The 20244-nt window shown below is 61.9% G+C and carries 31 protein-coding genes; 29 read left to right on the plus strand and 2 right to left on the minus strand.

Features of this window, described 5'->3' with window-relative positions; all coding sequences use genetic code 11:
• Positions 1 to 2: 2 nt before the first annotated feature.
• The 27 genes from rplB (at position 3) to dsbD (ending at position 14923) form a co-directional block, all read left to right on the plus strand.
• Positions 3 to 830 (plus strand): 50S ribosomal protein L2, encoded by an 828-nt coding sequence (rplB, locus tag WS66_RS14090; RefSeq protein WP_034209733.1) that lies wholly within the window; start codon positions 3 to 5, stop codon positions 828 to 830.
• Between the two features lie 10 nt (positions 831 to 840).
• Positions 841 to 1116, plus strand: a complete 276-nt coding sequence (gene rpsS, locus WS66_RS14095; protein ID WP_004199273.1) for a 30S ribosomal protein S19 — start codon at positions 841 to 843, stop codon at positions 1114 to 1116.
• Positions 1117 to 1128: 12 nt separating this feature from the next.
• Positions 1129 to 1458: a 50S ribosomal protein L22 gene (gene rplV / locus WS66_RS14100; protein ID WP_004199272.1), complete on the plus strand. Its 330-nt coding sequence runs from the start codon at positions 1129 to 1131 to the stop codon at positions 1456 to 1458.
• Between the two features lie 11 nt (positions 1459 to 1469).
• On the plus strand, positions 1470 to 2270 hold the full coding sequence (gene rpsC, locus WS66_RS14105; RefSeq protein WP_006482899.1) for a 30S ribosomal protein S3: 801 nt from the start codon (positions 1470 to 1472) through the stop codon (positions 2268 to 2270).
• A gap of 2 nt (positions 2271 to 2272) precedes the next feature.
• On the plus strand, positions 2273 to 2689 hold the full coding sequence (rplP, locus tag WS66_RS14110; protein ID WP_059468475.1) for a 50S ribosomal protein L16: 417 nt from the start codon (positions 2273 to 2275) through the stop codon (positions 2687 to 2689).
• A 9-nt stretch (positions 2690 to 2698) separates the two neighbouring features.
• The gene (gene rpmC, locus WS66_RS14115; protein ID WP_006400652.1) at positions 2699 to 2893 is read left to right on the plus strand and encodes a 50S ribosomal protein L29; all 195 of its coding nucleotides are present in this window, start codon (positions 2699 to 2701) and stop codon (positions 2891 to 2893) included.
• On the plus strand, positions 2890 to 3162 hold the full coding sequence (gene rpsQ / locus WS66_RS14120) for a 30S ribosomal protein S17 (protein WP_006752928.1): 273 nt from the start codon (positions 2890 to 2892) through the stop codon (positions 3160 to 3162). The genes rpmC and rpsQ overlap by 4 nt, the downstream gene beginning before the upstream one ends.
• Before the next feature lie 309 nt (positions 3163 to 3471).
• Entirely contained in the window at positions 3472 to 3840 is a 369-nt protein-coding gene (gene rplN / locus WS66_RS14125; protein ID WP_006752929.1) for a 50S ribosomal protein L14, read from the plus strand.
• A 9-nt stretch (positions 3841 to 3849) separates the two neighbouring features.
• The gene (gene rplX, locus WS66_RS14130) at positions 3850 to 4158 is read left to right on the plus strand and encodes a 50S ribosomal protein L24 (protein ID WP_006477187.1); all 309 of its coding nucleotides are present in this window, start codon (positions 3850 to 3852) and stop codon (positions 4156 to 4158) included.
• Between the two features lie 16 nt (positions 4159 to 4174).
• Complete coding sequence (gene rplE / locus WS66_RS14135; protein WP_006482882.1) at positions 4175 to 4714, plus strand: 50S ribosomal protein L5; 540 nt, start codon at positions 4175 to 4177, stop codon at positions 4712 to 4714.
• 7 nt (positions 4715 to 4721) lie between these two features.
• Positions 4722 to 5027, plus strand: a complete 306-nt coding sequence (rpsN, locus tag WS66_RS14140; protein ID WP_006482884.1) for a 30S ribosomal protein S14 — start codon at positions 4722 to 4724, stop codon at positions 5025 to 5027.
• 14 nt (positions 5028 to 5041) lie between these two features.
• Entirely contained in the window at positions 5042 to 5437 is a 396-nt protein-coding gene (rpsH, locus tag WS66_RS14145) for a 30S ribosomal protein S8 (protein ID WP_006477185.1), read from the plus strand.
• 18 nt (positions 5438 to 5455) lie between these two features.
• Positions 5456 to 5986 (plus strand): 50S ribosomal protein L6, encoded by a 531-nt coding sequence (gene rplF / locus WS66_RS14150; protein WP_006758786.1) that lies wholly within the window; start codon positions 5456 to 5458, stop codon positions 5984 to 5986.
• A gap of 12 nt (positions 5987 to 5998) precedes the next feature.
• Positions 5999 to 6364, plus strand: a complete 366-nt coding sequence (gene rplR, locus WS66_RS14155; RefSeq protein ID WP_006477183.1) for a 50S ribosomal protein L18 — start codon at positions 5999 to 6001, stop codon at positions 6362 to 6364.
• A 14-nt stretch (positions 6365 to 6378) separates the two neighbouring features.
• Entirely contained in the window at positions 6379 to 6897 is a 519-nt protein-coding gene (gene rpsE, locus WS66_RS14160) for a 30S ribosomal protein S5 (RefSeq protein WP_006752931.1), read from the plus strand.
• Positions 6898 to 6912: 15 nt separating this feature from the next.
• Positions 6913 to 7095 carry a 50S ribosomal protein L30 gene (gene rpmD / locus WS66_RS14165; RefSeq protein ID WP_006400644.1) on the plus strand — a complete coding sequence of 61 codons (183 nt, stop codon included), beginning with the start codon at positions 6913 to 6915 and terminating at the stop codon, positions 7093 to 7095.
• A 26-nt stretch (positions 7096 to 7121) separates the two neighbouring features.
• On the plus strand, positions 7122 to 7556 hold the full coding sequence (rplO, locus tag WS66_RS14170) for a 50S ribosomal protein L15 (RefSeq protein ID WP_006477180.1): 435 nt from the start codon (positions 7122 to 7124) through the stop codon (positions 7554 to 7556).
• 42 nt (positions 7557 to 7598) lie between these two features.
• Positions 7599 to 8948, plus strand: coding sequence for a preprotein translocase subunit SecY (gene secY / locus WS66_RS14175; RefSeq protein ID WP_006400642.1), 1350 nt, complete (start codon positions 7599 to 7601; stop codon positions 8946 to 8948).
• A 9-nt stretch (positions 8949 to 8957) separates the two neighbouring features.
• Positions 8958 to 9176 (plus strand): translation initiation factor IF-1, encoded by a 219-nt coding sequence (infA, locus tag WS66_RS14180; RefSeq protein ID WP_004521905.1) that lies wholly within the window; start codon positions 8958 to 8960, stop codon positions 9174 to 9176.
• Positions 9177 to 9196: 20 nt separating this feature from the next.
• Positions 9197 to 9313 carry a 50S ribosomal protein L36 gene (gene rpmJ, locus WS66_RS14185; protein WP_004199844.1) on the plus strand — a complete coding sequence of 39 codons (117 nt, stop codon included), beginning with the start codon at positions 9197 to 9199 and terminating at the stop codon, positions 9311 to 9313.
• A 38-nt stretch (positions 9314 to 9351) separates the two neighbouring features.
• Positions 9352 to 9717 carry a 30S ribosomal protein S13 gene (gene rpsM / locus WS66_RS14190; RefSeq protein WP_039323572.1) on the plus strand — a complete coding sequence of 122 codons (366 nt, stop codon included), beginning with the start codon at positions 9352 to 9354 and terminating at the stop codon, positions 9715 to 9717.
• 28 nt (positions 9718 to 9745) lie between these two features.
• The gene (rpsK, locus tag WS66_RS14195; RefSeq protein WP_004197937.1) at positions 9746 to 10147 is read left to right on the plus strand and encodes a 30S ribosomal protein S11; all 402 of its coding nucleotides are present in this window, start codon (positions 9746 to 9748) and stop codon (positions 10145 to 10147) included.
• A 155-nt stretch (positions 10148 to 10302) separates the two neighbouring features.
• Complete coding sequence (gene rpsD, locus WS66_RS14200) at positions 10303 to 10926, plus strand: 30S ribosomal protein S4 (protein ID WP_012362893.1); 624 nt, start codon at positions 10303 to 10305, stop codon at positions 10924 to 10926.
• A 124-nt stretch (positions 10927 to 11050) separates the two neighbouring features.
• Entirely contained in the window at positions 11051 to 12028 is a 978-nt protein-coding gene (locus WS66_RS14205) for a DNA-directed RNA polymerase subunit alpha (protein ID WP_006477176.1), read from the plus strand.
• A gap of 136 nt (positions 12029 to 12164) precedes the next feature.
• Complete coding sequence (rplQ, locus tag WS66_RS14210; protein ID WP_006477175.1) at positions 12165 to 12560, plus strand: 50S ribosomal protein L17; 396 nt, start codon at positions 12165 to 12167, stop codon at positions 12558 to 12560.
• Positions 12561 to 12768: 208 nt separating this feature from the next.
• Positions 12769 to 13095 carry a divalent-cation tolerance protein CutA gene (gene cutA, locus WS66_RS14215; protein WP_059599777.1) on the plus strand — a complete coding sequence of 109 codons (327 nt, stop codon included), beginning with the start codon at positions 12769 to 12771 and terminating at the stop codon, positions 13093 to 13095.
• Positions 13088 to 14923 (plus strand): protein-disulfide reductase DsbD, encoded by a 1836-nt coding sequence (dsbD, locus tag WS66_RS14220; RefSeq protein WP_059599778.1) that lies wholly within the window; start codon positions 13088 to 13090, stop codon positions 14921 to 14923. The genes cutA and dsbD overlap by 8 nt, the downstream gene beginning before the upstream one ends.
• 115 nt (positions 14924 to 15038) lie before the next feature.
• Here dsbD and hemB read toward each other — a convergent pair whose 3' ends face one another.
• Both hemB and yihA read right to left on the minus strand, forming a co-directional pair.
• Entirely contained in the window at positions 15039 to 16037 is a 999-nt protein-coding gene (gene hemB, locus WS66_RS14225) for a porphobilinogen synthase (RefSeq protein ID WP_059599779.1), read from the minus strand.
• A 253-nt stretch (positions 16038 to 16290) separates the two neighbouring features.
• Complete coding sequence (gene yihA, locus WS66_RS14230; RefSeq protein ID WP_059599780.1) at positions 16291 to 16950, minus strand: ribosome biogenesis GTP-binding protein YihA/YsxC; 660 nt, start codon at positions 16948 to 16950, stop codon at positions 16291 to 16293.
• A 218-nt stretch (positions 16951 to 17168) separates the two neighbouring features.
• On the opposite strand from yihA, the gene WS66_RS14235 reads away from it, so the two are divergent.
• A complete protein-coding gene (locus tag WS66_RS14235) occupies positions 17169 to 17822 on the plus strand; it encodes a c-type cytochrome (RefSeq protein ID WP_059468469.1) in 654 nt (217 codons plus the stop codon).
• Positions 17823 to 18027: 205 nt separating this feature from the next.
• A complete protein-coding gene (locus WS66_RS14245; protein WP_059599781.1) occupies positions 18028 to 20244 on the plus strand; it encodes a cytochrome c biogenesis protein ResB in 2217 nt (738 codons plus the stop codon).

Below are 20244 nucleotides of genomic sequence, written 5' to 3' on the forward strand. Positions count from 1 at the left end.
TCATGGCAATCGTGAAAGTTAAACCGACTTCGCCGGGTCGCCGCGCGATGGTCAAGGTGGTCAACAAGAATCTGCACCAGGGCAAGCCGTACGCGGCACTGCTCGACTCGCAGAGCTCGACCGCCGGCCGTAACAACAACGGCCGCATCACCACGCGTCACAAGGGTGGTGGTCACAAGCAGCATTACCGTATCGTCGATTTCCGTCGCACGAAGGACGGCATCCCGGCAAAGGTCGAGCGTCTCGAATACGACCCGAACCGTAGCGCGAACATCGCGCTGGTGCTCTACGCAGACGGCGAGCGTCGCTACATCATCGCCCCGAAGGGCCTGACCGTCGGCCAACAGCTGATGTCGGGTTCGGAAGCGCCGATCCGTGCAGGCAACACGCTGCCGATCCGCAATATTCCGGTCGGTACGACGATCCACTGCATCGAGATGCTGCCGGGCAAGGGCGCGCAAATGGCGCGTTCGGCTGGCACGTCGGCCATGCTGCTGGCACGTGAAGGCGTCTACGCGCAGGTTCGTCTGCGTTCGGGCGAAATCCGCCGCGTGCACATCGAGTGCCGTGCAACGATCGGTGAAGTCGGCAACGAAGAGCATAGCCTGCGCCAAATCGGCAAGGCTGGCGCGAACCGCTGGCGCGGTATCCGCCCGACGGTGCGTGGCGTTGCGATGAACCCGGTTGATCACCCGCACGGTGGTGGTGAGGGCAAGACGGCTGCAGGTCGCGACCCGGTGAGCCCGTGGGGTACGCCGGCTAAGGGTTACCGCACCCGCAGCAACAAGCGCACGACGACGATGATCGTCCAGCGCCGTCACAAGCGTTAAGGAGTAGGCAATGGCACGTTCTGTAAAAAAAGGTCCGTTCTGCGACGCCCATTTGCTGAAGAAAGTTGAGGCGGCTGCAGCTTCGCGCGACAAAAAGCCGATCAAGACCTGGTCGCGTCGCTCGACGATTCTGCCGGATTTCATCGGCCTGACGATCGCTGTTCACAACGGCCGTCAACACGTTCCGGTGTACATCTCGGAAAACATGGTCGGCCACAAGCTTGGCGAGTTCGCACTGACCCGTACGTTCAAGGGTCACGCGGCCGACAAGAAGGCCAAGAAATAAGGGGCAATCAAGATGGAAGTGAAAGCAATTCATCGCGGTGCCCGCATCTCGGCGCAAAAAACGCGCCTTGTGGCTGACCAGATCCGCGGTTTGCCGGTCGACAAGGCGCTGAACGTTCTGACGTTCTCGCCGAAGAAGGCGGCTGGCATCGTGAAGAAGGTTGTGCTGTCGGCAATCGCGAATGCGGAGCACAACGAAGGCGCTGATATCGACGAGCTCAAGATCAAGAGCATCTACGTCGACAAGGCTGCATCGCTCAAGCGTTTCACCGCGCGCGCAAAGGGCCGCGGTAACCGCATCGAGAAGCAATCCTGTCACATCACTGTGACGGTCGGGAATTAAGGAGCCATACGATGGGACAGAAAATTCATCCGACTGGCTTCCGCCTGGCTGTCAGCCGCAATTGGGCTTCGCGTTGGTACGCGAACAACAACAATTTCGCGGCGATGCTGCAGGAAGACATCGGTGTTCGTGAATACCTGAAGAAGAAGCTGAAGAACGCTTCGGTCGGTCGGGTCGTCATCGAGCGTCCGGCAAAGAACGCGCGCATCACGATTTACAGCTCGCGTCCGGGCGTCGTCATCGGCAAGAAGGGCGAGGATATCGAGCAGCTGAAGACGGAACTGCAACGCCGCATGGGTGTGCCGGTTCACGTCAACATCGAAGAAATCCGCAAGCCGGAAACCGATGCGCAACTGATCGCTGACTCGATCACGCAACAGCTCGAGCGCCGGATCATGTTCCGTCGCGCGATGAAGCGTGCGATGCAGAACGCGATGCGTCTGGGTGCCCAGGGCATCAAGATCATGAGCGCAGGCCGTCTGAACGGTATCGAAATCGCTCGTACGGAGTGGTATCGCGAAGGTCGCGTGCCCCTTCACACGCTGCGTGCCGATATCGACTACGCAACCTCGGAAGCGAAGACGACCTACGGGATCATCGGCGTCAAGGTTTGGGTGTACAAGGGCGACACGCTCGGCCGCAATGACGCGCCGGTGGTCGAAGAAGTAGCCGAAGACAAGCGTCCGCGTCGCAATGCGCGTCCGGGCGACCGTCGTCCGCGCCGTGACGGCGAAGGCGGCGCTCCGGGTGCTCGTCGTGGCGCACCGCGCCGTGGCGCCGGCAAGCCCGAAGACGGCAAGACTGGAGAATAACGATGCTGCAACCGAAACGCAGAAAGTATCGTAAAGAGCAGAAGGGTCGTAACACTGGCAAGGCGACGCGCGGCAACGCAGTGTCGTTCGGTGAATTCGGCCTGAAGGCGATCGGTCGCGGTCGTTTGACCGCACGTCAAATTGAAGCGGCGCGTCGTGCAATGACGCGTCACATCAAGCGTGGCGGCCGCATCTGGATTCGGATCTTCCCGGACAAGCCGATTTCGCAAAAGCCGGCAGAAGTGCGTATGGGTAACGGTAAGGGTAACCCGGAGTACTACGTCGCCGAAATCCAGCCGGGCAAGATGCTCTATGAAATGGACGGCGTAACCGAAGAACTGGCACGCGAAGCGTTCCGTCTGGCTGCAGCGAAGCTGCCGCTGAAGACGACGTTCATCGTGCGCCAGCTCGGCGCCTAAGGAGAAAACATGAAGGCTTCCGAACTTCTCCAGAAAGACCAGGCCGCGCTCAACAAGGAGCTGGCGGACCTGCTGAAGGCGCAATTCGGCCTGCGCATGCAACTCGCGACCCAGCAGCTCACGAACACGAGCCAGCTGAAGAAGGTTCGTCGCGACATCGCACGTGTGCGGACCGTCATGACTCAGAAGGCGAACCAGAAATGAACGATAGCGTGAAAACCTCGCTGAAGCGGACGCTGGTCGGTCGGGTCGTCAGCAACAAGATGGACAAGACCGTCACCGTGCTGATCGAGCACCGCGTCAAGCACCCGATCTACGGCAAGTACGTCGTGCGCTCGAAGAAGTACCACGCGCATGATGAAGCGAACACCTGCAACGAAGGCGATCTCGTCGAAATCCAGGAAACTCGTCCTGTTTCGAAGACGAAGGCCTGGACGGTGTCGCGCCTCGTCGAAGCAGCTCGCGTCATCTAAGCGGGCAGAGCAGTTGGCAGTAACAGGCACTTCGCCAAGAAGTGCTTGAAATCGCAAAGTTTTTGCTTGCGTGACCGGGATTATTTGTTATAATCCCGGTCTTCCCTCTTTATGGGAGCCCCGTCGCGGGCGAAGTTGGTGGGGGAAGCGGACTGGCGCCAGCCTGTCCGAAAGATTCACCGAATTGCGATGGCGGGTTTCGTTTGCCGTCGCTGCTGTTCCAACCCAAGCAGCCGATTGGCTGACGGGACCAAGACTGACCGAATGCATCATGGTGGTGCATCCGGATTAAGTTGGGAAAGACAAACCATGATCCAGACCGAATCTCGGCTCGAAGTAGCCGACAACACGGGTGCGCGTGAAGTCATGTGCATCAAGGTGCTCGGCGGCTCGAAGCGTCGTTATGCCGGCATTGGCGACATCATCAAGGTGACCGTCAAAGAAGCAACGCCGCGCGGGCGCGTGAAGAAAGGCGAAATCTACAACGCCGTGGTGGTCCGCACCGCCAAGGGTGTTCGCCGTCAAGACGGCTCGCTGATCAAGTTCGACGGCAACGCCGCTGTGCTTTTGAATAACAAGCTTGAGCCGATCGGCACCCGTATCTTCGGGCCGGTGACGCGTGAGCTGCGTAGCGAACGATTCATGAAGATCGTTTCGCTGGCGCCGGAAGTGCTGTAAGGAGTCGCGATGAACAAGATTCGCAAAGGTGACGAAGTTATCGTCGTCACTGGCAAAGACAAGGGCAAGCGCGGCGTCGTGCTGGCTGTCGGTGCAGAACATGTGACGGTTGAGGGTATCAACCTCGTCAAGAAGCATGTGAAGCCGAACCCGATGAAGGGTACGACGGGTGGCGTGGAAGCGAAGACGATGCCCCTGCATATTTCGAACGTCGCACTGGTCGACGCGAATGGCAAGGCGTCGCGTGTTGGCATCAAGGTCGAGGAAGGCAAGAAGGTTCGCTTCCTGAAGACGACCGGTGCCGTACTGAGCGCCTGACGCAGCGGAGTAAAAAATGGCTCGTTTTCAAGAGTTTTACAAAGAAAAGGTTGTGCCCGGCCTGATCGAGAAGTTCGGTTACAAGTCGGTCATGGAAGTGCCGCGCATCACCAAGATCACGCTGAACATGGGTCTTGGCGAAGCGATCGCTGACAAGAAGATCATCGAGAACGCCGTTGGCGACCTCACGAAGATCGCTGGTCAGAAGCCGGTCGTCACGAAGGCACGCAAGGCAATCGCAGGCTTCAAGATCCGCCAGGGCTACCCGATCGGCGCGATGGTGACGCTGCGTGGTCGTGCGATGTACGAATTCCTCGACCGTTTCGTGACCGTTGCCCTGCCCCGCGTGCGTGACTTCCGTGGTGTGTCGGGCCGTGCTTTCGATGGCCGCGGCAACTACAACATCGGTGTGAAAGAGCAGATCATTTTCCCCGAAATCGACTACGACAAGATCGACGCACTGCGTGGGCTGAACATCAGCATCACGACGACTGCGAAGACCGACGACGAAGCAAAGGCTCTGCTCGCCAGCTTCAAGTTCCCGTTCAGAAACTGAGGTTACCGTGGCTAAACTGGCACTGATCGAACGTGAAAAGAAGCGCGCCCGCCTGGTCGCGAAGTTCGCAGCAAAGCGCGAAGCGCTGAAGGCGATCGTCGAAGACCAAAGCAAGTCGGAAGAAGAGCGCTACGAAGCACGCCTTGAGCTGCAGCAACTGCCCCGCAACGCAAACCCGACCCGCCAGCGTAACCGCTGCGCGATCACGGGCCGTCCGCGTGGCACGTTCCGTAAATTCGGCCTCGCGCGTAACAAGATTCGTGAAATCGCATTCCGTGGCGAGATTCCTGGCCTGACCAAGGCGAGCTGGTAATAGGAGAAACGTAAATGAGCATGAGTGATCCTATCGCCGATATGCTGACTCGCATCCGCAACGCGCAGATGGTCGAGAAGGTATCGGTCGCGATGCCCTCGTCGAAGGTCAAGGTTGCAATCGCGCAAGTCCTGAAGGACGAAGGTTATATCGACGATTTCGCCGTCAAGGCGGAAGGTGCGAAGTCCGAACTGAATATCGCGCTGAAGTACTACGCAGGTCGCCCGGTCATCGAACGCCTTGAGCGCGTGTCGAAGCCTGGTCTGCGCGTGTACCGCGGCCGTAACGACATTCCGCAGGTCATGAATGGCCTGGGCGTGGCAATCGTGTCGACGCCGAAGGGCGTGATGACCGACCGCAAGGCGCGCGCTACCGGCGTCGGCGGCGAAGTCATCTGCTACGTCGCTTAAAGCCGAGGAGAGAGAAACATGTCTCGAGTAGGTAAGAGCCCGATCGCGCTGCAAGGCGCGGAAGTCAAGCTGGCCGACGGTGCAATCACCGTCAAGGGCCCGCTGGGCACCATCACGCAAGCGATCAATCCGCTCGTGAACGTGGCGAACAACGACGGCACGCTGAATCTGTCGCCGGTCGACGAAAGCCGCGAAGCAAATGCACTGTCGGGCACGATGCGCGCGATCATCGCGAATGCCGTGCACGGCGTGACCAAGGGTTTCGAGCGCAAGCTGACGCTGGTTGGCGTCGGTTATCGTGCGCAGGCGCAAGGCGACAAGCTGAACCTGTCGCTGGGTTTCTCGCACCCGGTGGTGCACCAGATGCCGGAAGGCGTCAAGGCTGAAACCCCGACGCAAACCGAAATCGTGATCAAGGGGATCAACAAGCAACAAGTCGGTCAAGTGGCTGCGGAAGTCCGCGGTTACCGTCCGCCGGAGCCCTACAAGGGCAAGGGCGTGCGCTATTCCGACGAGGTTGTGATCCTCAAAGAAACGAAGAAGAAGTAAGGGTGCGCAATCATGGATAAGACTCAATCTCGCCTGCGCCGCGCTCGCCAGACGCGTATCAAGATCGCTGAGCTGCAGGTCGCGCGTCTCGCCGTGCATCGCACGAACACGCACATCTACGCTCAAGTGTTCTCGCCCTGCGGCACCAAGGTGCTCGCCAGCGCGTCGACGCTCGAAGCAGAAGTGCGCGCCGAACTGGCCGACAAGTCGGGCAAGGGTGGCAACGTTAATGCTGCGACGCTGATCGGCAAGCGTATTGCCGAGAAGGCAAAGGCCGCCGGCATCGAATCCGTCGCCTTCGACCGCTCGGGCTTCCGCTACCACGGCCGCGTCAAGGCGCTGGCTGAGGCAGCTCGCGAAGCTGGGCTCAAGTTCTAAGGAAGGAATTCGTCATGGCAAAGATGCAAGCGAAAGTTCAGGCTGACGAGCGCGACGACGGCCTTCGCGAAAAGATGATTTCGGTCAACCGCGTGACCAAGGTCGTGAAGGGGGGCCGTATTCTCGGCTTCGCCGCACTGACCGTGGTCGGCGACGGCGATGGCCGTATCGGTATGGGCAAGGGCAAGGCGAAGGAAGTGCCGGTCGCTGTCCAGAAGGCAATGGAACAAGCTCGCCGCAACATGTTCAAGGTGCCGCTCAAGAACGGCACGCTGCAGCACGAAGTGCACGGCAAGCATGGCGCATCCGCTGTCCTCCTCGCTCCGGCGAAGGCAGGTACGGGCGTGATCGCCGGCGGCCCGATGCGCGCAGTGTTCGACGTGATGGGCGTTCAGAACGTCGTGGCGAAGAGCCACGGTTCGACGAACCCGTACAACCTCGTTCGCGCCACGCTGGACGGTCTGCGCAAGCAGTCGACCCCGGCAGACATCGCGGCGAAGCGCGGCAAGTCCGTCGAAGATATTTTGGGCTAAGCCCGGGTGGTCACCATGTCTGAAAAAACTGTCAAGGTTCAGCTCGTTAAGAGCCTGATCGGGACCCGCGAATCGCACCGCGCGACCGTGCGTGGCCTGGGCCTGCGCCGACTCAACTCGGTTAGCGAGCTGCAGGACACGCCGGCGGTCCGCGGCATGATCAACAAGGTCTCGTACCTCGTTAAGGTCATCGCGTAAGCGGCCCTACGGATCAAGGAGTTGATATGGAATTGAATAACCTGAAGCCGGCCGCTGGCGCCAAGCACGCCAAGCGTCGCGTCGGTCGCGGCATCGGTTCGGGCCTCGGCAAGACGGCTGGCCGTGGTCACAAGGGTCAGAAATCGCGTTCGGGCGGCTTCCACAAAGTCGGTTTCGAAGGCGGTCAGATGCCGCTGCAACGTCGTCTGCCGAAGCGCGGCTTCACGTCGCTGACGAAGGAATTCGTCGGTGAAGTGCGCCTCTCCGACCTCGAGAAGCTGCCGGTCGATGAAATCGATCTGCTCGCACTGAAGCAAGCCGGCCTGGTCGGCGAGCTGACGAAGAGCGCAAAGATCATCGCGACGGGCGAACTGAAGCGCAAGATCGTCGTGAAGGGTCTCGGTGCCACCAAGGGTGCGCGCGCTGCGATCGAAGCGGCTGGCGGTTCGTTCGCCGAGTGACACGCGTAGCGCGTCGTTACTTGCATTCATCGGAGAAGGTACTTGGCTAACAGCCCGAGTCTTGCAAAACCCGGTCGAAGCACGGCGAAATTCGGCGATCTGCGTCGGCGAGCGATGTTCCTGCTCCTGGCGCTGATCGTCTATCGCATCGGCGCGCACATCCCCGTGCCGGGCATCGATCCGGATCAACTGGCGAAGCTGTTCCAGAGCCAGGCGGGCGGCATCCTGGGCATGTTCAACATGTTCTCGGGTGGCGCGCTTTCCCGCTTCACGATCTTTGCGCTGGGGATCATGCCGTACATCTCGGCGTCGATCATCATGCAGTTGCTGGCGATCGTCTCGCCGCAGCTCGAGGCGCTGAAGAAGGAAGGGCAGGCAGGGCAACGGAAGATCACGCAGTACACGCGGTATTTCACCGTGGTGCTCGCGACCTTCCAGGCGTTCGGTATCGCGGCTGCGCTGGAAAACCAGCCAGGCCTCGTGATCGACCCCGGCATGCTGTTCCGGCTGACGACGGTCGTGACGCTGGTTACCGGCACGATGTTCCTGATGTGGCTGGGTGAGCAGATCACCGAGCGTGGTCTTGGTAACGGCATCTCGATCATCATCTTCGGCGGGATCGCAGCAGGGTTCCCGAATGCCGTCGGTGGGTTGTTCGAGCTGGTGCGCACGGGTTCGATGAGCATCATTTCGGCGATCATCATCGTCGTTCTGATTGCCGCGGTGACTTACCTGGTCGTGTTCATCGAACGCGGTCAGCGCAAGATCCTCGTGAACTACGCGAAGCGCCAGGTCGGCAACAAGATCTACGGTGGCCAGTCGTCGCACTTGCCGCTGAAGCTGAACATGTCGGGCGTGATTCCGCCGATCTTCGCATCGTCGATCATCCTGTTCCCGGCCACGATTCTCGGCTGGTTCAGCACGGGTCAGCCGTCGGGAAGCTGGATCTCCAACACGTTGCATAACGTCGCGGAGGCGCTGAAGCCGGGCCAGCCGGTCTATGTGCTGCTGTACACGCTGGCGATCGTGTTTTTCTGCTTCTTCTACACCGCATTGGTGTTCAACAGCAGGGAAACCGCGGACAACCTGAAGAAGAGCGGCGCGTTTGTTCCGGGCATTCGTCCGGGCGATCAGACCGCACGATATATCGACCGTATCCTCACGCGTCTGACGCTGGCGGGTGCGATCTACATCGTCTTCGTGTGTCTGCTGCCGGAATTCCTGGTGCTGCGCTGGAACGTGCCGTTTTATTTTGGTGGAACGTCGCTGCTGATCATTGTCGTCGTCACGATGGACTTCATGGCGCAGGTGCAGTCGTACGTTATGTCGCAACAGTATGAGTCGCTGCTCAAGAAGGCAAACTTCAAGGGCGGCAACATCCCAATGCGTTAATTAAGGACTATGGCCAAAGACGATGTAATCCAGATGCAAGGTGAGGTGATCGAAAACCTCCCGAATGCGACCTTCCGTGTGAAGCTGGAAAACGGCCATGTCGTGTTGGGGCATATCTCCGGGAAGATGCGGATGCACTACATCCGCATCCTGCCAGGCGACAAGGTGACGGTTGAATTGACGCCTTACGATCTGTCTCGTGCGCGGATCGTGTTCCGGGCGAAGTGATTTGAAAAAAGGGTATTATCATGAAAGTGATGGCATCGGTTAAGCGCATTTGCCGCAATTGCAAGATCATCAAGCGCAAAGGCGTCGTTCGCGTGATCTGCAGCTCGGATCCGCGCCACAAGCAGCGCCAAGGCTGACCGCGCGTTTGTTTGCGCTTTTTGTTTGAGGAAAAACAATGGCTCGTATCGCAGGGGTTAACATCCCGAATCACCAGCATACCGAGATCGGCCTGACGGCAATCTTCGGTATCGGCCGCACGCGCTCGCGCAGCATCTGCACGGCAGCTGGCGTGGAATTCTCGAAGAAGGTCAAGGACCTGACCGACGCAGACCTCGAAAAGCTGCGTGAAGAAGTGGGCAAGTTCATCGTCGAAGGCGATCTGCGCCGTGAAGTGACGATGAACATCAAGCGCCTGATGGACCTCGGTTGCTACCGTGGTGTTCGTCATCGCAAGGGCCTGCCGATGCGCGGTCAGCGTACGCGTACGAACGCACGTACCCGCAAGGGTCCGCGTCGTGCAGCGCAAGCGCTGAAGAAGTAAGCGGAACTGACAGTTACAGGAAAACGTAATGGCTAAGGCTTCGAACACCGCGGCGCAACGCGTTCGCAAGAAGGTTAAGAAGAACGTCGCTGAAGGCGTGGTTCACGTTCACGCGTCGTTCAACAACACGATCATCACGATCACCGATCGCCAGGGCAATGCGCTGGCATGGGCGACGTCGGGCGGCCAGGGCTTCAAGGGCTCGCGCAAGTCGACGCCGTTCGCTGCTCAGGTTGCTGCTGAGTCGGCCGGTCGCGTGGCGATGGAATATGGCGTGAAGAATCTGGAAGTGCGGATCAAGGGCCCGGGCCCGGGTCGTGAGTCGGCAGTGCGTGCACTGCATGGCCTCGGCATCAAGATCACCGCGATTTCGGACGTCACCCCGATTCCGCACAACGGCTGCCGTCCGCCGAAGCGCCGTCGTATCTAAGGATGTGCTGGCACGTTCGTGCTGGCACATTTGCCTGTCGCCGCGCAGCGTCGACGGGCGTTGCTTTTTTGATTGACTAAGCCCACCGTTCGCCCCAAAGGGCGCGAACTAGCGCGGATTTCGATCCGCGTGACTGATTGATAAAGGAATGCAAAGTGGCACGTTATATCGGCCCCAAGGCCAAGCTGTCCCGCCGTGAAGGCACCGACCTGTTCCTGAAGAGCGCGCGCCGCTCGCTCGCCGACAAGTGCAAGCTCGACAGCAAGCCGGGTCAGCACGGCCGTACCTCGGGCGCACGTACGTCCGACTATGGTACGCAGCTGCGTGAAAAGCAAAAGGTCAAGCGCATTTACGGCGTCCTGGAGCGTCAGTTCCGCCGTTACTTCGCTGAAGCCGACCGTCGCAAGGGCAACACGGGTGAAAACCTGCTGCAACTGCTCGAGTCGCGTCTCGACAACGTCGTGTATCGCATGGGCTTCGGCTCGACCCGCGCTGAGGCGCGTCAGCTGGTGAGCCACAAGTCGATCACCGTGAACGGCGTCGTCGCGAACGTGCCGTCGCAGCAAGTGAAGGCGGGTGACGTCGTCGCGATCCGCGAAAAGGCGAAGAAGCAGGCGCGTATCGTCGAAGCGCTGTCGCTGGCCGAGCAAGGCGGCATGCCGAGCTGGGTTGCAGTCGATGCGAAGAAGTTCGAAGGCACGTTCAAGCAAATGCCGGAACGCGCTGACATCGCAGGCGACATCAACGAAAGCCTGATCGTCGAATTGTATTCGCGTTAATCCGATTGACGGCCGAGGTACCCCGATTGCGTCATGCAAGGGGGGGCCTCGGCTGTTTATTTTCTGGTTGTTACCGGTCAGCCTTATCGGTGTAACGAGCCGAGGGTATTGAAAAGGAAAGCCCATGCAAACCAGTTTGCTGAAACCCAAGATCATCGCCGTGGAATCGCTGGGCGAGAACCACGCGAGGGTGGTCATGGAACCGTTCGAACGCGGTTACGGCCATACCTTGGGCAATGCGCTTCGCCGCGTGCTGCTGTCGTCGATGGTTGGCTACGCGCCGACCGAAGTGACGATCGCAGGCGTGGTGCACGAGTACTCGACGCTTGATGGCGTGCAAGAAGACGTCGTCAACCTGCTGCTGAACCTGAAGGGCGTGGTGTTCAAGCTGCATAACCGTGACGAAGTGACGGTTACGCTGCGCAAGGAAGGCGAAGGCGTCGTCACGGCCGGCGATATCGAGCTGGCTCACGATTGCGAAGTCATCAACCCGAATCACGTGATCGCGCATCTGTCGAAGGGCGGCAAGCTCGACGTTCAGATCAAGATCGAGAAGGGTCGCGGTTATGTGCCGGGCAACGTCCGTCGCTACGGCGAAGACACGGCCAAGATCATCGGCCGAATCGTCCTCGACGCATCGTTCTCGCCGGTTCGCCGCGTGAGCTACGCGGTCGAAAGCGCACGTGTCGAGCAGCGTACCGACCTCGACAAGCTCGTCATGAACATCGAGACGAGCGGCGTGATCACGCCGGAAGAAGCGATCCGTCAATCGGCCCGCATCCTGGTCGACCAGCTGTCCGTGTTCGCGGCGCTGGAAGGCACGGAAACGGCCGCCGAGGCACCGTCGCGCGCACCGCAGATCGATCCGATCCTGCTGCGTCCGGTGGACGATCTCGAGCTGACGGTTCGTTCGGCGAACTGCCTGAAGGCCGAGAACATCTACTACATCGGCGACCTGATCCAGCGCACGGAAAACGAGCTGCTGAAGACGCCGAACCTCGGTCGCAAGTCGCTCAACGAGATCAAGGAAGTGCTCGCTTCGCGCGGTCTCACGCTGGGCATGAAGCTCGAAAACTGGCCGCCGGCTGGTCTCGACAAGTAAGCCCGGTTGTTGCTGTAGTTGGCAAAGATGCGGATTTTCCTTTAAAATCCGCATCTTGCTTTTTTCGTTACCGGCCCGTGCACCCCAGCGGTGCGATAGAAGAGCTGGATCAAAACTTTGAATCAAGGAAACTGAAATGCGCCATCGTCATGGTCTGCGGAAACTGAACCGCACGAGCAGCCACCGTCTGGCTATGCTCCGTAACATGTCCAACTCGCTGATCGAGCACGAAGTCATCAAGACGACGCTGCCGAAGGCGAAGGAACTCCGTAAAGTCGTCGAGCCGCTGATCACGCTCGGCAAGAAGCCGTCGCTGGCAAACCGTCGCCTGGCGTTCAACCGCCTGCGCGATCGTGACTCGGTGGCGAAGCTGTTCGACGTGCTCGGTCCGCGTTTCGCGAACCGTCCGGGCGGCTACCTGCGCGTGCTGAAGTTCGGCTTCCGCGTCGGCGACAACGCACCGATGGCACTGGTCGAGCTGCTCGATCGTCCGGAAGTCGACGAAACGGAAAACGTGCAAGAAGCCGAGTAAGCTTCCAGTACGCAGCAGTATCTGAAAAGGGCCGAGCGATTGCTTGGCCCTTTTTGTTTTTTGTAGTGCCGCGGGCTGCGAAAGATTGTCGCAGCCCGCGGCCGGCAGCGTCGCGCGGGCTGCGCTACGATACGGAACTGTCGGCACGGGCCCTCGATGGGCGAATCGTGGCGGCGGAAGCCGGTAAAAACCAGCCAGGAGGGCGCGTATGGTGGTGGTGTTGATGCTCACGACGGTGCCGGATGCGGCGACGGCTGCGGCGCTCGCCGACGGCGCGCTCGATGCGCGGCTTGCTGCGTGCGTGTCGGAACTCGGTGCGATCAAGTCGCGCTACCACTGGCAGGGCAAGGTCGAGACGGCCGACGAGATCCAGTTGCTGTTCAAGACGAGCCCCATGCGCTCGCTCGAACTGGAGCGATTTATTCTCGCGCATCATCCTTACGAGACGCCGGAAGTCGTCTCGTGGCAGGCGACGGCTTCGGCCGCGTACGGCCAGTGGGTGACCAGCGAAACTCAACGTCTATTTCATGTTTAACGGTATGGCGCTTTCCGTGCGCGTGCGCGCGCTGCGGGTCCTCGCAGTCCTGTTGTCGTTCATGTTCATGCTGGCCGGCGTGTCGGTCGCGCGCGCGGCCGACGATTTTCTCGATCCGTCGGTCGCATTCAAGTTCAGCGCGACCGAGTCGCCGGGGCAGGTGGACGTCCGCTTCAAGGTCGCCCATGGCTATTACCTGTACCGCGAGCGGTTCGCGTTCGCTGTGAAGGGCGGGCAGGTGACGCTCGGCGATCCGCAATTCCCGGCCGGTCACGTGAAGTTCGACCAGACGTTCCAAAAAGAAGTCGAGACCTATCGCGACGAGGTCGTTATTCACGTGCCGGTCAAGCAGGCGGCGGGACCGTTCGAGCTCGCGGTGACGTCGCAGGGATGCGCCGACGAAGGGATCTGCTATCCGCCCGCGGAGCACGTCGTGAAGGTCGACGGTGCGGCGCTGGGCGCGGCCGCGCCGGCTGACGGCGCACCGGCCTCGGGCAACTGGTTCGACAAGGTCACGAGCGCGGATTTCGCGCAGTCGCTGCTCGAGGGGCACGGCTTCTTCACGATCGTCGCGCTGTATTTCGTCGCGGGCGTCGTGCTGAGTCTCCTGCCCTGTTCGTATCCGATGATTCCGATCGTGTCCGCGATCATCATCGGCCAAGGCACGCGGGCGACGCATGCGCGCGGCTTTGCGCTGTCGCTGACGTACGTGGTCGGCATGGCGCTCGTCTATACGGTGCTGGGCATCGCTGCGGCGCTGGTCGGCCAGAGCCTTGGCGCGTGGTTGCAGAACCCGTGGGTGCTCGGCGCGTTCGGCGTGCTGCTCACGGCATTCGCAGTGTCGCTGATTTCCGGCAAGGACATCGCGTTGCCCGAGCGCTGGCAGAACGGCGCGGCCGAAGCTTCGCGCGCGCGGCAGGGCGGTCACTTCGTCGCGGTCGCGGCGATGGGCGCGTTGTCGGCGCTGGTCGTCGGCGCATGCATGACGGCGCCGCTGTTCGCAGTGCTCGCGTTCATCGCGCACACCGGCAATGCGTGGCTCGGCGGTGCTGCGCTGTTCGCAATGGGACTGGGGCTCGGCGTGCCGCTGCTCGTCGTTGGCGTCGGTGCCGGCACGGTGCTGCCGCGCGCGGGCGCATGGATGGATGGCGTGAAGGTGTTCTTTGGCATCGTGCTGCTCGCGGCCGCGCTGTGGATCGTGTGGCCAGTGCTCGCGGGCGGGCTGAAGATGGTGCTCGCTGCGTTGTGGCTGCTCGTCGCGGCTGCGGCGCTCGGCCTGTTCACGCCGCATGCCGGCGCCGCGTCGATCTGGCGCCGACTCGGTCGTGGCCTCGGTGCGGCGCTCGCGATCTGGGCCGCGACGCTGCTCGTCGGGCTCGCGGCGGGCTCCAACGACCCCGTGAAGCCGCTGGCCGTACTCGCGACGCGCACGGTTGCGTCGGGCGATGCGTCGGCAGCCGGACAGGCAGGCCCCGCGTTCGCGTCGGTGCGCTCCAGCGGCGAACTCGACGCGCTGCTGAAGACGTCGGGCCGGCCCGTGATGCTCGACTTCTACGCCGACTGGTGCGTGAGCTGCAAGGAAATGGAGCATCTGACGTTCACCGATTCGCGCGTGCAGGCGCGGCTCGCGCAGCTTCACCTGGTGCGCGCGGATGTCACCGCGAACAATCCGGACGACCAGGCGCTCCTCAAGCGCTTCAACCTGTTCGGGCCGCCGGGCATCATCTTCTTCGATCGCAACGGCAACGAAATCGGCCGCGTGGTCGGCTATCAGGCGGCCGAGACGTTCCTGCGCAGCCTCGATCGCGCGGCGGTGCCGACGGTGTAAGGCGCGCGCGCCGCCGCACATGGGCGCCCGCTGCGCCCACCGGACCGCAAATGCAGAACGGCGGGACACCGATGAAGTGTCCCGCCGTTTTTCTTGATACTCGCCGTCGTGCGGCTCAGCGCTGCGCTTTCAGCAGACGGGCAGCATCGAGCGCGAAGTACGTGAGGACACCGTCGGCGCCCGCGCGCTTGAATGCGAGCAGCGATTCGAGCACGACCTTGTCGTGGTCGAGCCAGCCATTCATCGCGGCGGCCTTCAGCATCGCGTATTCGCCGCTCACCTGGTACACGTAGGTCGGGAAGCGGAACTCGTCTTTCACGCGGCGCACGATGTCGAGATACGGCATCCCGGGCTTGACCATCACCATGTCGGCGCCTTCGTCGATGTCGAGGCGCACTTCGCGCAGTGCTTCGTCGCTGTTCGCCGGATCCATCTGGTAGGTCATCTTGTTGCCCTTGCCCAGATTGGACGCCGAGCCGACCGCATCGCGGAACGGGCCGTAGAACGCCGACGCGAACTTGGCCGAATAGGCCATGATGCGCGTATGGATATGGCCGTCGCTTTCCAGCATCTCGCGGACCGCGCCGATGCGGCCGTCCATCATGTCCGACGGCGCGACGATGTCGACGCCGGCTTCTGCCTGCGCGCGTGCCTGGTCGACCAGGATCTCGATCGTGTCATCGTTGATCACGTAGCCGTTCTCGTCGAGCACGCCGTCCTGGCCGTGGCTCGTGTACGGATCGAGCGCGACGTCGGTCAGCACGCCGAGTTCGGGGAAACGCTTCTTCAACTCGCGCACAGCGCGCGGGATCAGGCCTTCCGGATTGGCCGCTTCGCGTCCGTCGGGCGTTTTCAGCGACGGCTCGATGGCCGGGAACAGCGACAGCACGGGCACGCCAAGTTCGACGCACTGCTCGGCGACGTGCATCAGCAGATCGACCGATACGCGCTCGACGCCGGGCATCGACGGGACGGCCTGGCGTTCGTTGGTGCCTTCGACGACGAACACCGGGTAGATCAGGTCGTCGGTGGTCAGGCGGTTTTCGCGCATCAGGCGCCGGGAGAAGTCGTCGCGGCGCATCCGGCGCGGACGATGAAGCGGATGGAAGCTCATGGCGATTTGGCAGAAATCAGGGCAAGAAGGACCTTACGGAACCCTTAGGTCATTTTCGAGATCGTTGGTATATGATAGCGATCGAGCGGCACGCGTCGCGTGCAACTCCCCGCTTCTCCTCCCTGAGCGGGTGCCTGTCGTTATTCGATTAGGCTGTTTGACCCGCCGTTCAACGGCGGGTTTTTTTATGAGCCGGCCGAATCCGCAGGTGCCGTCAGGTGCGCCCGGCCGATCCCGGCCGCGCGTTGCCCGCTCATTGTCCTACAGGCTCGCTTTTTTCGTCGGCGACGGACGGCCGCACCCAGCTCTCGATCAGTTCATGAGCCTCGTCGAGCCCCGTGCGCTTCAGCGCCGAGAACAGCTGGACGGTCAGCTTGCCCTTCACGCCCTGGTCGCGATACGCGTCGAGTCCCTTCTGCGTGTTACGCAGCGCGTTGATGCTTTCCTGGCGCGTCAATTTGTCGCACTTCGTCAGCAGCGTGTGGATCGGCTTGCCGGTCGGCGCAAACCACTCGAGCATCCGGCGATCGAGGTCGGTCAGCGGGCGCCGCGAATCCATCATCAGGATCAGGCCGCACAGCTGCGAACGCGTTGCGAGATAGGACGACAGAAGCATTTCCCAGTGGGCCTTCGCGGCCCCGGGCACTTCCGCGTAACCGTAGCCGGGCAGGTCGACGAGGTTCGCGACGGGCTCGGCGGCCGGGCCGACGGAGAAGTAGTTGATGTGCTGGGTGCGGCCGGGCGTCTTCGACGCGAACGCGAGCCGCTTCTGGTTGCACAGCACGTTGATCGCCGTCGATTTGCCGGCATTCGAGCGGCCGGCGAACGCGATTTCCGGTTGTACCGTCGGCGGCAGGTCGCGCAGATGGTTGACGGTCGTGTAGAAGCGGGCTTGGTGGAGCAAAAAGGCCATGGGGGAAACCGGAGGGACGGGGCGGCGCGAGCCGCTTGGTGGAGGCGGGGTAGCCCCGATAGGCGCGGGAGCTTTCAGCGCGATATTGTACAATACGCCGGTTTTGCCGAAGGGTTGCGGGCGCCTGCCTCGCGCTTTTATGCAGCTTCTGCGGTAGACTGGTCGACGTCGTTTTTTGCAGAACCTCAAATTCCCACAAGACGAAACAGGGTGTGCGAATGAATCGACTGTGCAAGTCTCTGATGGTGCTTCAGGTTGCAGCAGGGTTCGTAGGTTTCGTAGCGGAGGCAAACGCGGCGGATGCGGCAAAGCCGGATCTGGACCGCGGCAAGGCGATTGCCGGGCAAGTCTGCGCGTCGTGTCACGGCGCCGACGGCAACAGCGCATCGGGCAGTTTCCCGAAGCTCGCCGGCCAGCATCCCGAATATCTGGTCAAGCAGTTGAACGACTTCAAGGCCCAGCCGGGCGCGAAGGGGCCGGCGCGGACCAATCCGGTGATGGTCGGGTTCGCGAGCGCGTTGAGCGCGGACGACATGCGCAACGTCGCCGCGTATTACGGATCGCAGACGACGAAGCTCGGCACCGCACGCGACGCGGCGACCGTGCCGATCGGCCAGAAGATCTATCGCGGCGGCATCGCGGAAAAGGGTGTGCCCGCCTGCGCGAGCTGCCACGGGCCGACGGGACAGGGGATTCCGGTCCAGTACCCGCGTCTGTCGGGGCAGTGGGCCGATTACACGGTTGCGCAGTTGACCGCATTCCAGCAGGGTGTCGGCGCGCGCAACAACAACGAGGCGATGCATCAGATCGCATCGCGTCTGTCGGACAACGAGATCAAGGCCGTCGCGGATTACATCGCGGGCCTGCGTTGAACGGACGGTCGCGAATGGAATGACCGGGCGCCCGAAGGGCAGCCGGCGTCAGAACAAGAAAAGGGTGGGGCGCCGCACCGTTGCGGTTGCCTCGCCCTTTTTTGTCGGCACTCGCCGGGCCGTCCCAGGAGTGCTGACCGCCCCCCCTTGGGTGGGCAGCGAACATAGTGAGCGTGGGGGCTGTTTCCCCTTAGTCGGAGTTTGAATGAGCGTTACCACGTCGGGGTTGCAGTCGAAGTCGGGTCAAAGTGCGTCCAGGCGCGCAGTCGAGCTGCTGAGCTCGATGCGCTTCGCGATCGCACTGTTGGTGGTGCTGTCGATCGCGAGCATCGTCGGCACGGTCCTGACCCAGGATGACCCATATCCGAACTACGTGAACCAGTTCGGGCCATTCTGGGCGGACATCTTCCGCTCGCTGGGCCTGTACAACGTGTACAGCGCGTGGTGGTTCATGCTGATCCTGATCTTCCTCGTCGTGTCGATCTCGCTGTGCGTGATCCGCAACGCGCCGAAGATGCTCGCCGACGCGAAGAGCTGGAAGGACAAGGTCCGCGAAGGCAGCCTGCGCGCCTTCCACCACAAGGCCGAATACTCGGCGTCCGGTACGCGCGCGACCGTCGCGGCCACGCTCGCCACGTTCGTCACCAAGGCCGGCTACAAGCACGTCGTGCGTGAAACCGACGGCGCGACGCTGATCTCCGCGAAACGCGGCGCGCTGACGAAGTGGGGCTACATCTCCGCGCACCTTGCGATCGTCGTGATCTGTATCGGCGGCCTGCTGGACAGCAACCTGCCGATCAAATTCCAGATGTGGCTGTTCGGCAAGAGCCCGGTCAACACGAGCGCGACGATCAGCGAGATTTCGCCCGACCACCGGCTGTCCGCGTCGAACCCGACGTTCCGCGGCTACGCGTGGGTGCCGGAAGGCCAGTTCGTGTCGACCGCGATTCTGAACCAGCCGAGCGGCTCGCTGATCCAGGACCTGCCGTTCTCGATCCAGCTCAACAAGTTCATCGTCGACTACTACACGACCGGGATGCCGAAGCTGTTCGCGAGCGACATCGTCGTGATCGATCGCGAGACGGGCCAGAAGATCCCGGCGCGCGTCGAGGTCAACAAGCCGTTCACGTACAAGGGCGTGTCGATCTACCAGTCGAGCTTCCAGGACGGCGGCTCGCAGATGGAGATGACGGCCTACCCGATGACGGGCAGCAACGCGAAGACCTTCGCGGTGAAGGGCACGATCGGCAGTACGGCGCCGCTGCAGATGCCGGGCAGCGACGGCGACACGATCGAATTCTCCGACTTCCGCGCGATCAACGTCGAGAACATGGCGGACGCGAACGGCAAGCCGGACGTGCGCGGCGTCGCGAAGACGGAGTCGCTCAAGGAAGCGTTCGACGAGCGGCTCGGTTCGGGCGCGAAGACGTCGAAGCCGATGCAACTCCACAACATCGGCCCGTCGGTCCAGTACAAGATTCGCGGCAAGGACGGTCAGGCGCGCGAATTCAACAACTACATGCTGCCCGTCGACATGGGCGGCACGCGCGTGTTCCTCGCCGGCGTGCGCGCGAGCCCGAACGATCCGTTCCGGTACATGCGGATTCCGGCCGATAGCCAGGATTCGATCGGCGAATGGATGCGCCTGCGCGCCGCGCTCGAGGATCCGGCCGTGCGTGCCGACGCCGCCGCACGATTCGCGCAGCGTTCGCTGCCGACGACCGAAGCGTCGCTGCGCGGCCGCCTGCAGGACAGTGCGTTCAAGGTGCTGACCCTCTTTGCGGCCAGCGACGACAGCGTCGGCCGTGGCGCCGACGGCCAGCCGGTCGGCGGCTTCCAGGCGGTGGCGACGTTCATCGACCGCTCGGTGCCGAAGGCCGAGCAGGAAAAGGCGGCCAGCCTGCTGCTGCGCATGCTCGAGGGTTCGATGTGGGAGGTCTGGCAGATCGCGCGCGAGCATGCCGGCGAGCCGGCCGCCCAGCAGGGCGCCGACACGATCCGCTTCGTGCAGAACGCGATCAATGCGCTATCCGACAGCTTCTTGTACGGATCGCCGGTCTATTTGCAGCTCGACTCCTTCAAGCAGGTGCAAGCTTCGGTATTTCAGCTGACGCGCGCACCCGGCAAGAATCTGGTGTATCTTGGCAGCCTGCTGTTGGTCGCAGGCATCTTCTCGATGTTCTACGTGCGCGAGCGGCGCCTCTGGTTCTGGCTCAAGGATGCCGGTTCGGGTGTCGATGTGGTGATGGCGATGTCCACGGCCCGCAAGACCTTCGATTTCGAGAAAGAATTCGTGCAGACGCGCGACGCGGCCGGCGCCGCCTTGCGCGCCACGCCACGCGACGCCGCGCCCGCCGGTGCGGCAGCGACTGTCCGTCCGCCTGCCGGCGGCGGTTCCGATTCCGAGAATTCCACCCGGTAA

Source organism: Burkholderia sp. LA-2-3-30-S1-D2, from assembly GCF_001523915.2.
GTDB classification, from domain to species: Bacteria; Pseudomonadota; Gammaproteobacteria; order Burkholderiales; family Burkholderiaceae; genus Burkholderia; species Burkholderia diffusa.

Excerpts from the sequence above, each read along its gene's own strand:
- rplB (WP_034209733.1), top strand. The coding sequence starts at position 3 with ATGGCAATCGTGAAAGTTAAACCGACTTCGCCGGGTCGCCGCGCGATG.
- rpsS (WP_004199273.1), top strand. The coding sequence starts at position 841 with ATGGCACGTTCTGTAAAAAAAGGTCCGTTCTGCGACGCCCATTTGCTG.
- rplV (WP_004199272.1), top strand. The coding sequence starts at position 1,129 with ATGGAAGTGAAAGCAATTCATCGCGGTGCCCGCATCTCGGCGCAAAAA.
- rpsC (WP_006482899.1), top strand. The coding sequence starts at position 1,470 with ATGGGACAGAAAATTCATCCGACTGGCTTCCGCCTGGCTGTCAGCCGC.
- rplP (WP_059468475.1), top strand. The coding sequence starts at position 2,273 with ATGCTGCAACCGAAACGCAGAAAGTATCGTAAAGAGCAGAAGGGTCGT.
- rpmC (WP_006400652.1), top strand. The coding sequence starts at position 2,699 with ATGAAGGCTTCCGAACTTCTCCAGAAAGACCAGGCCGCGCTCAACAAG.
- rpsQ (WP_006752928.1), top strand. The coding sequence starts at position 2,890 with ATGAACGATAGCGTGAAAACCTCGCTGAAGCGGACGCTGGTCGGTCGG.
- rplN (WP_006752929.1), top strand. The coding sequence starts at position 3,472 with ATGATCCAGACCGAATCTCGGCTCGAAGTAGCCGACAACACGGGTGCG.
- rplX (WP_006477187.1), top strand. The coding sequence starts at position 3,850 with ATGAACAAGATTCGCAAAGGTGACGAAGTTATCGTCGTCACTGGCAAA.
- rplE (WP_006482882.1), top strand. The coding sequence starts at position 4,175 with ATGGCTCGTTTTCAAGAGTTTTACAAAGAAAAGGTTGTGCCCGGCCTG.
- rpsH (WP_006477185.1), top strand. The coding sequence starts at position 5,042 with ATGAGCATGAGTGATCCTATCGCCGATATGCTGACTCGCATCCGCAAC.
- rplF (WP_006758786.1), top strand. The coding sequence starts at position 5,456 with ATGTCTCGAGTAGGTAAGAGCCCGATCGCGCTGCAAGGCGCGGAAGTC.
- rplR (WP_006477183.1), top strand. The coding sequence starts at position 5,999 with ATGGATAAGACTCAATCTCGCCTGCGCCGCGCTCGCCAGACGCGTATC.
- rpsE (WP_006752931.1), top strand. The coding sequence starts at position 6,379 with ATGGCAAAGATGCAAGCGAAAGTTCAGGCTGACGAGCGCGACGACGGC.
- rpmD (WP_006400644.1), top strand. The coding sequence starts at position 6,913 with ATGTCTGAAAAAACTGTCAAGGTTCAGCTCGTTAAGAGCCTGATCGGG.
- rplO (WP_006477180.1), top strand. The coding sequence starts at position 7,122 with ATGGAATTGAATAACCTGAAGCCGGCCGCTGGCGCCAAGCACGCCAAG.
- infA (WP_004521905.1), top strand. The coding sequence starts at position 8,958 with ATGGCCAAAGACGATGTAATCCAGATGCAAGGTGAGGTGATCGAAAAC.
- rpmJ (WP_004199844.1), top strand. The coding sequence starts at position 9,197 with ATGAAAGTGATGGCATCGGTTAAGCGCATTTGCCGCAATTGCAAGATC.
- rpsM (WP_039323572.1), top strand. The coding sequence starts at position 9,352 with ATGGCTCGTATCGCAGGGGTTAACATCCCGAATCACCAGCATACCGAG.
- rpsK (WP_004197937.1), top strand. The coding sequence starts at position 9,746 with ATGGCTAAGGCTTCGAACACCGCGGCGCAACGCGTTCGCAAGAAGGTT.
- WS66_RS14205 (WP_006477176.1), top strand. The coding sequence starts at position 11,051 with ATGCAAACCAGTTTGCTGAAACCCAAGATCATCGCCGTGGAATCGCTG.
- rplQ (WP_006477175.1), top strand. The coding sequence starts at position 12,165 with ATGCGCCATCGTCATGGTCTGCGGAAACTGAACCGCACGAGCAGCCAC.
- cutA (WP_059599777.1), top strand. The coding sequence starts at position 12,769 with ATGGTGGTGGTGTTGATGCTCACGACGGTGCCGGATGCGGCGACGGCT.
- dsbD (WP_059599778.1), top strand. The coding sequence starts at position 13,088 with ATGTTTAACGGTATGGCGCTTTCCGTGCGCGTGCGCGCGCTGCGGGTC.
- hemB (WP_059599779.1), bottom strand. The coding sequence starts at position 16,037 with ATGAGCTTCCATCCGCTTCATCGTCCGCGCCGGATGCGCCGCGACGAC.
- yihA (WP_059599780.1), bottom strand. The coding sequence starts at position 16,950 with ATGGCCTTTTTGCTCCACCAAGCCCGCTTCTACACGACCGTCAACCAT.
- WS66_RS14235 (WP_059468469.1), top strand. The coding sequence starts at position 17,169 with ATGAATCGACTGTGCAAGTCTCTGATGGTGCTTCAGGTTGCAGCAGGG.
- WS66_RS14245 (WP_059599781.1), top strand. The coding sequence starts at position 18,028 with ATGAGCGTTACCACGTCGGGGTTGCAGTCGAAGTCGGGTCAAAGTGCG.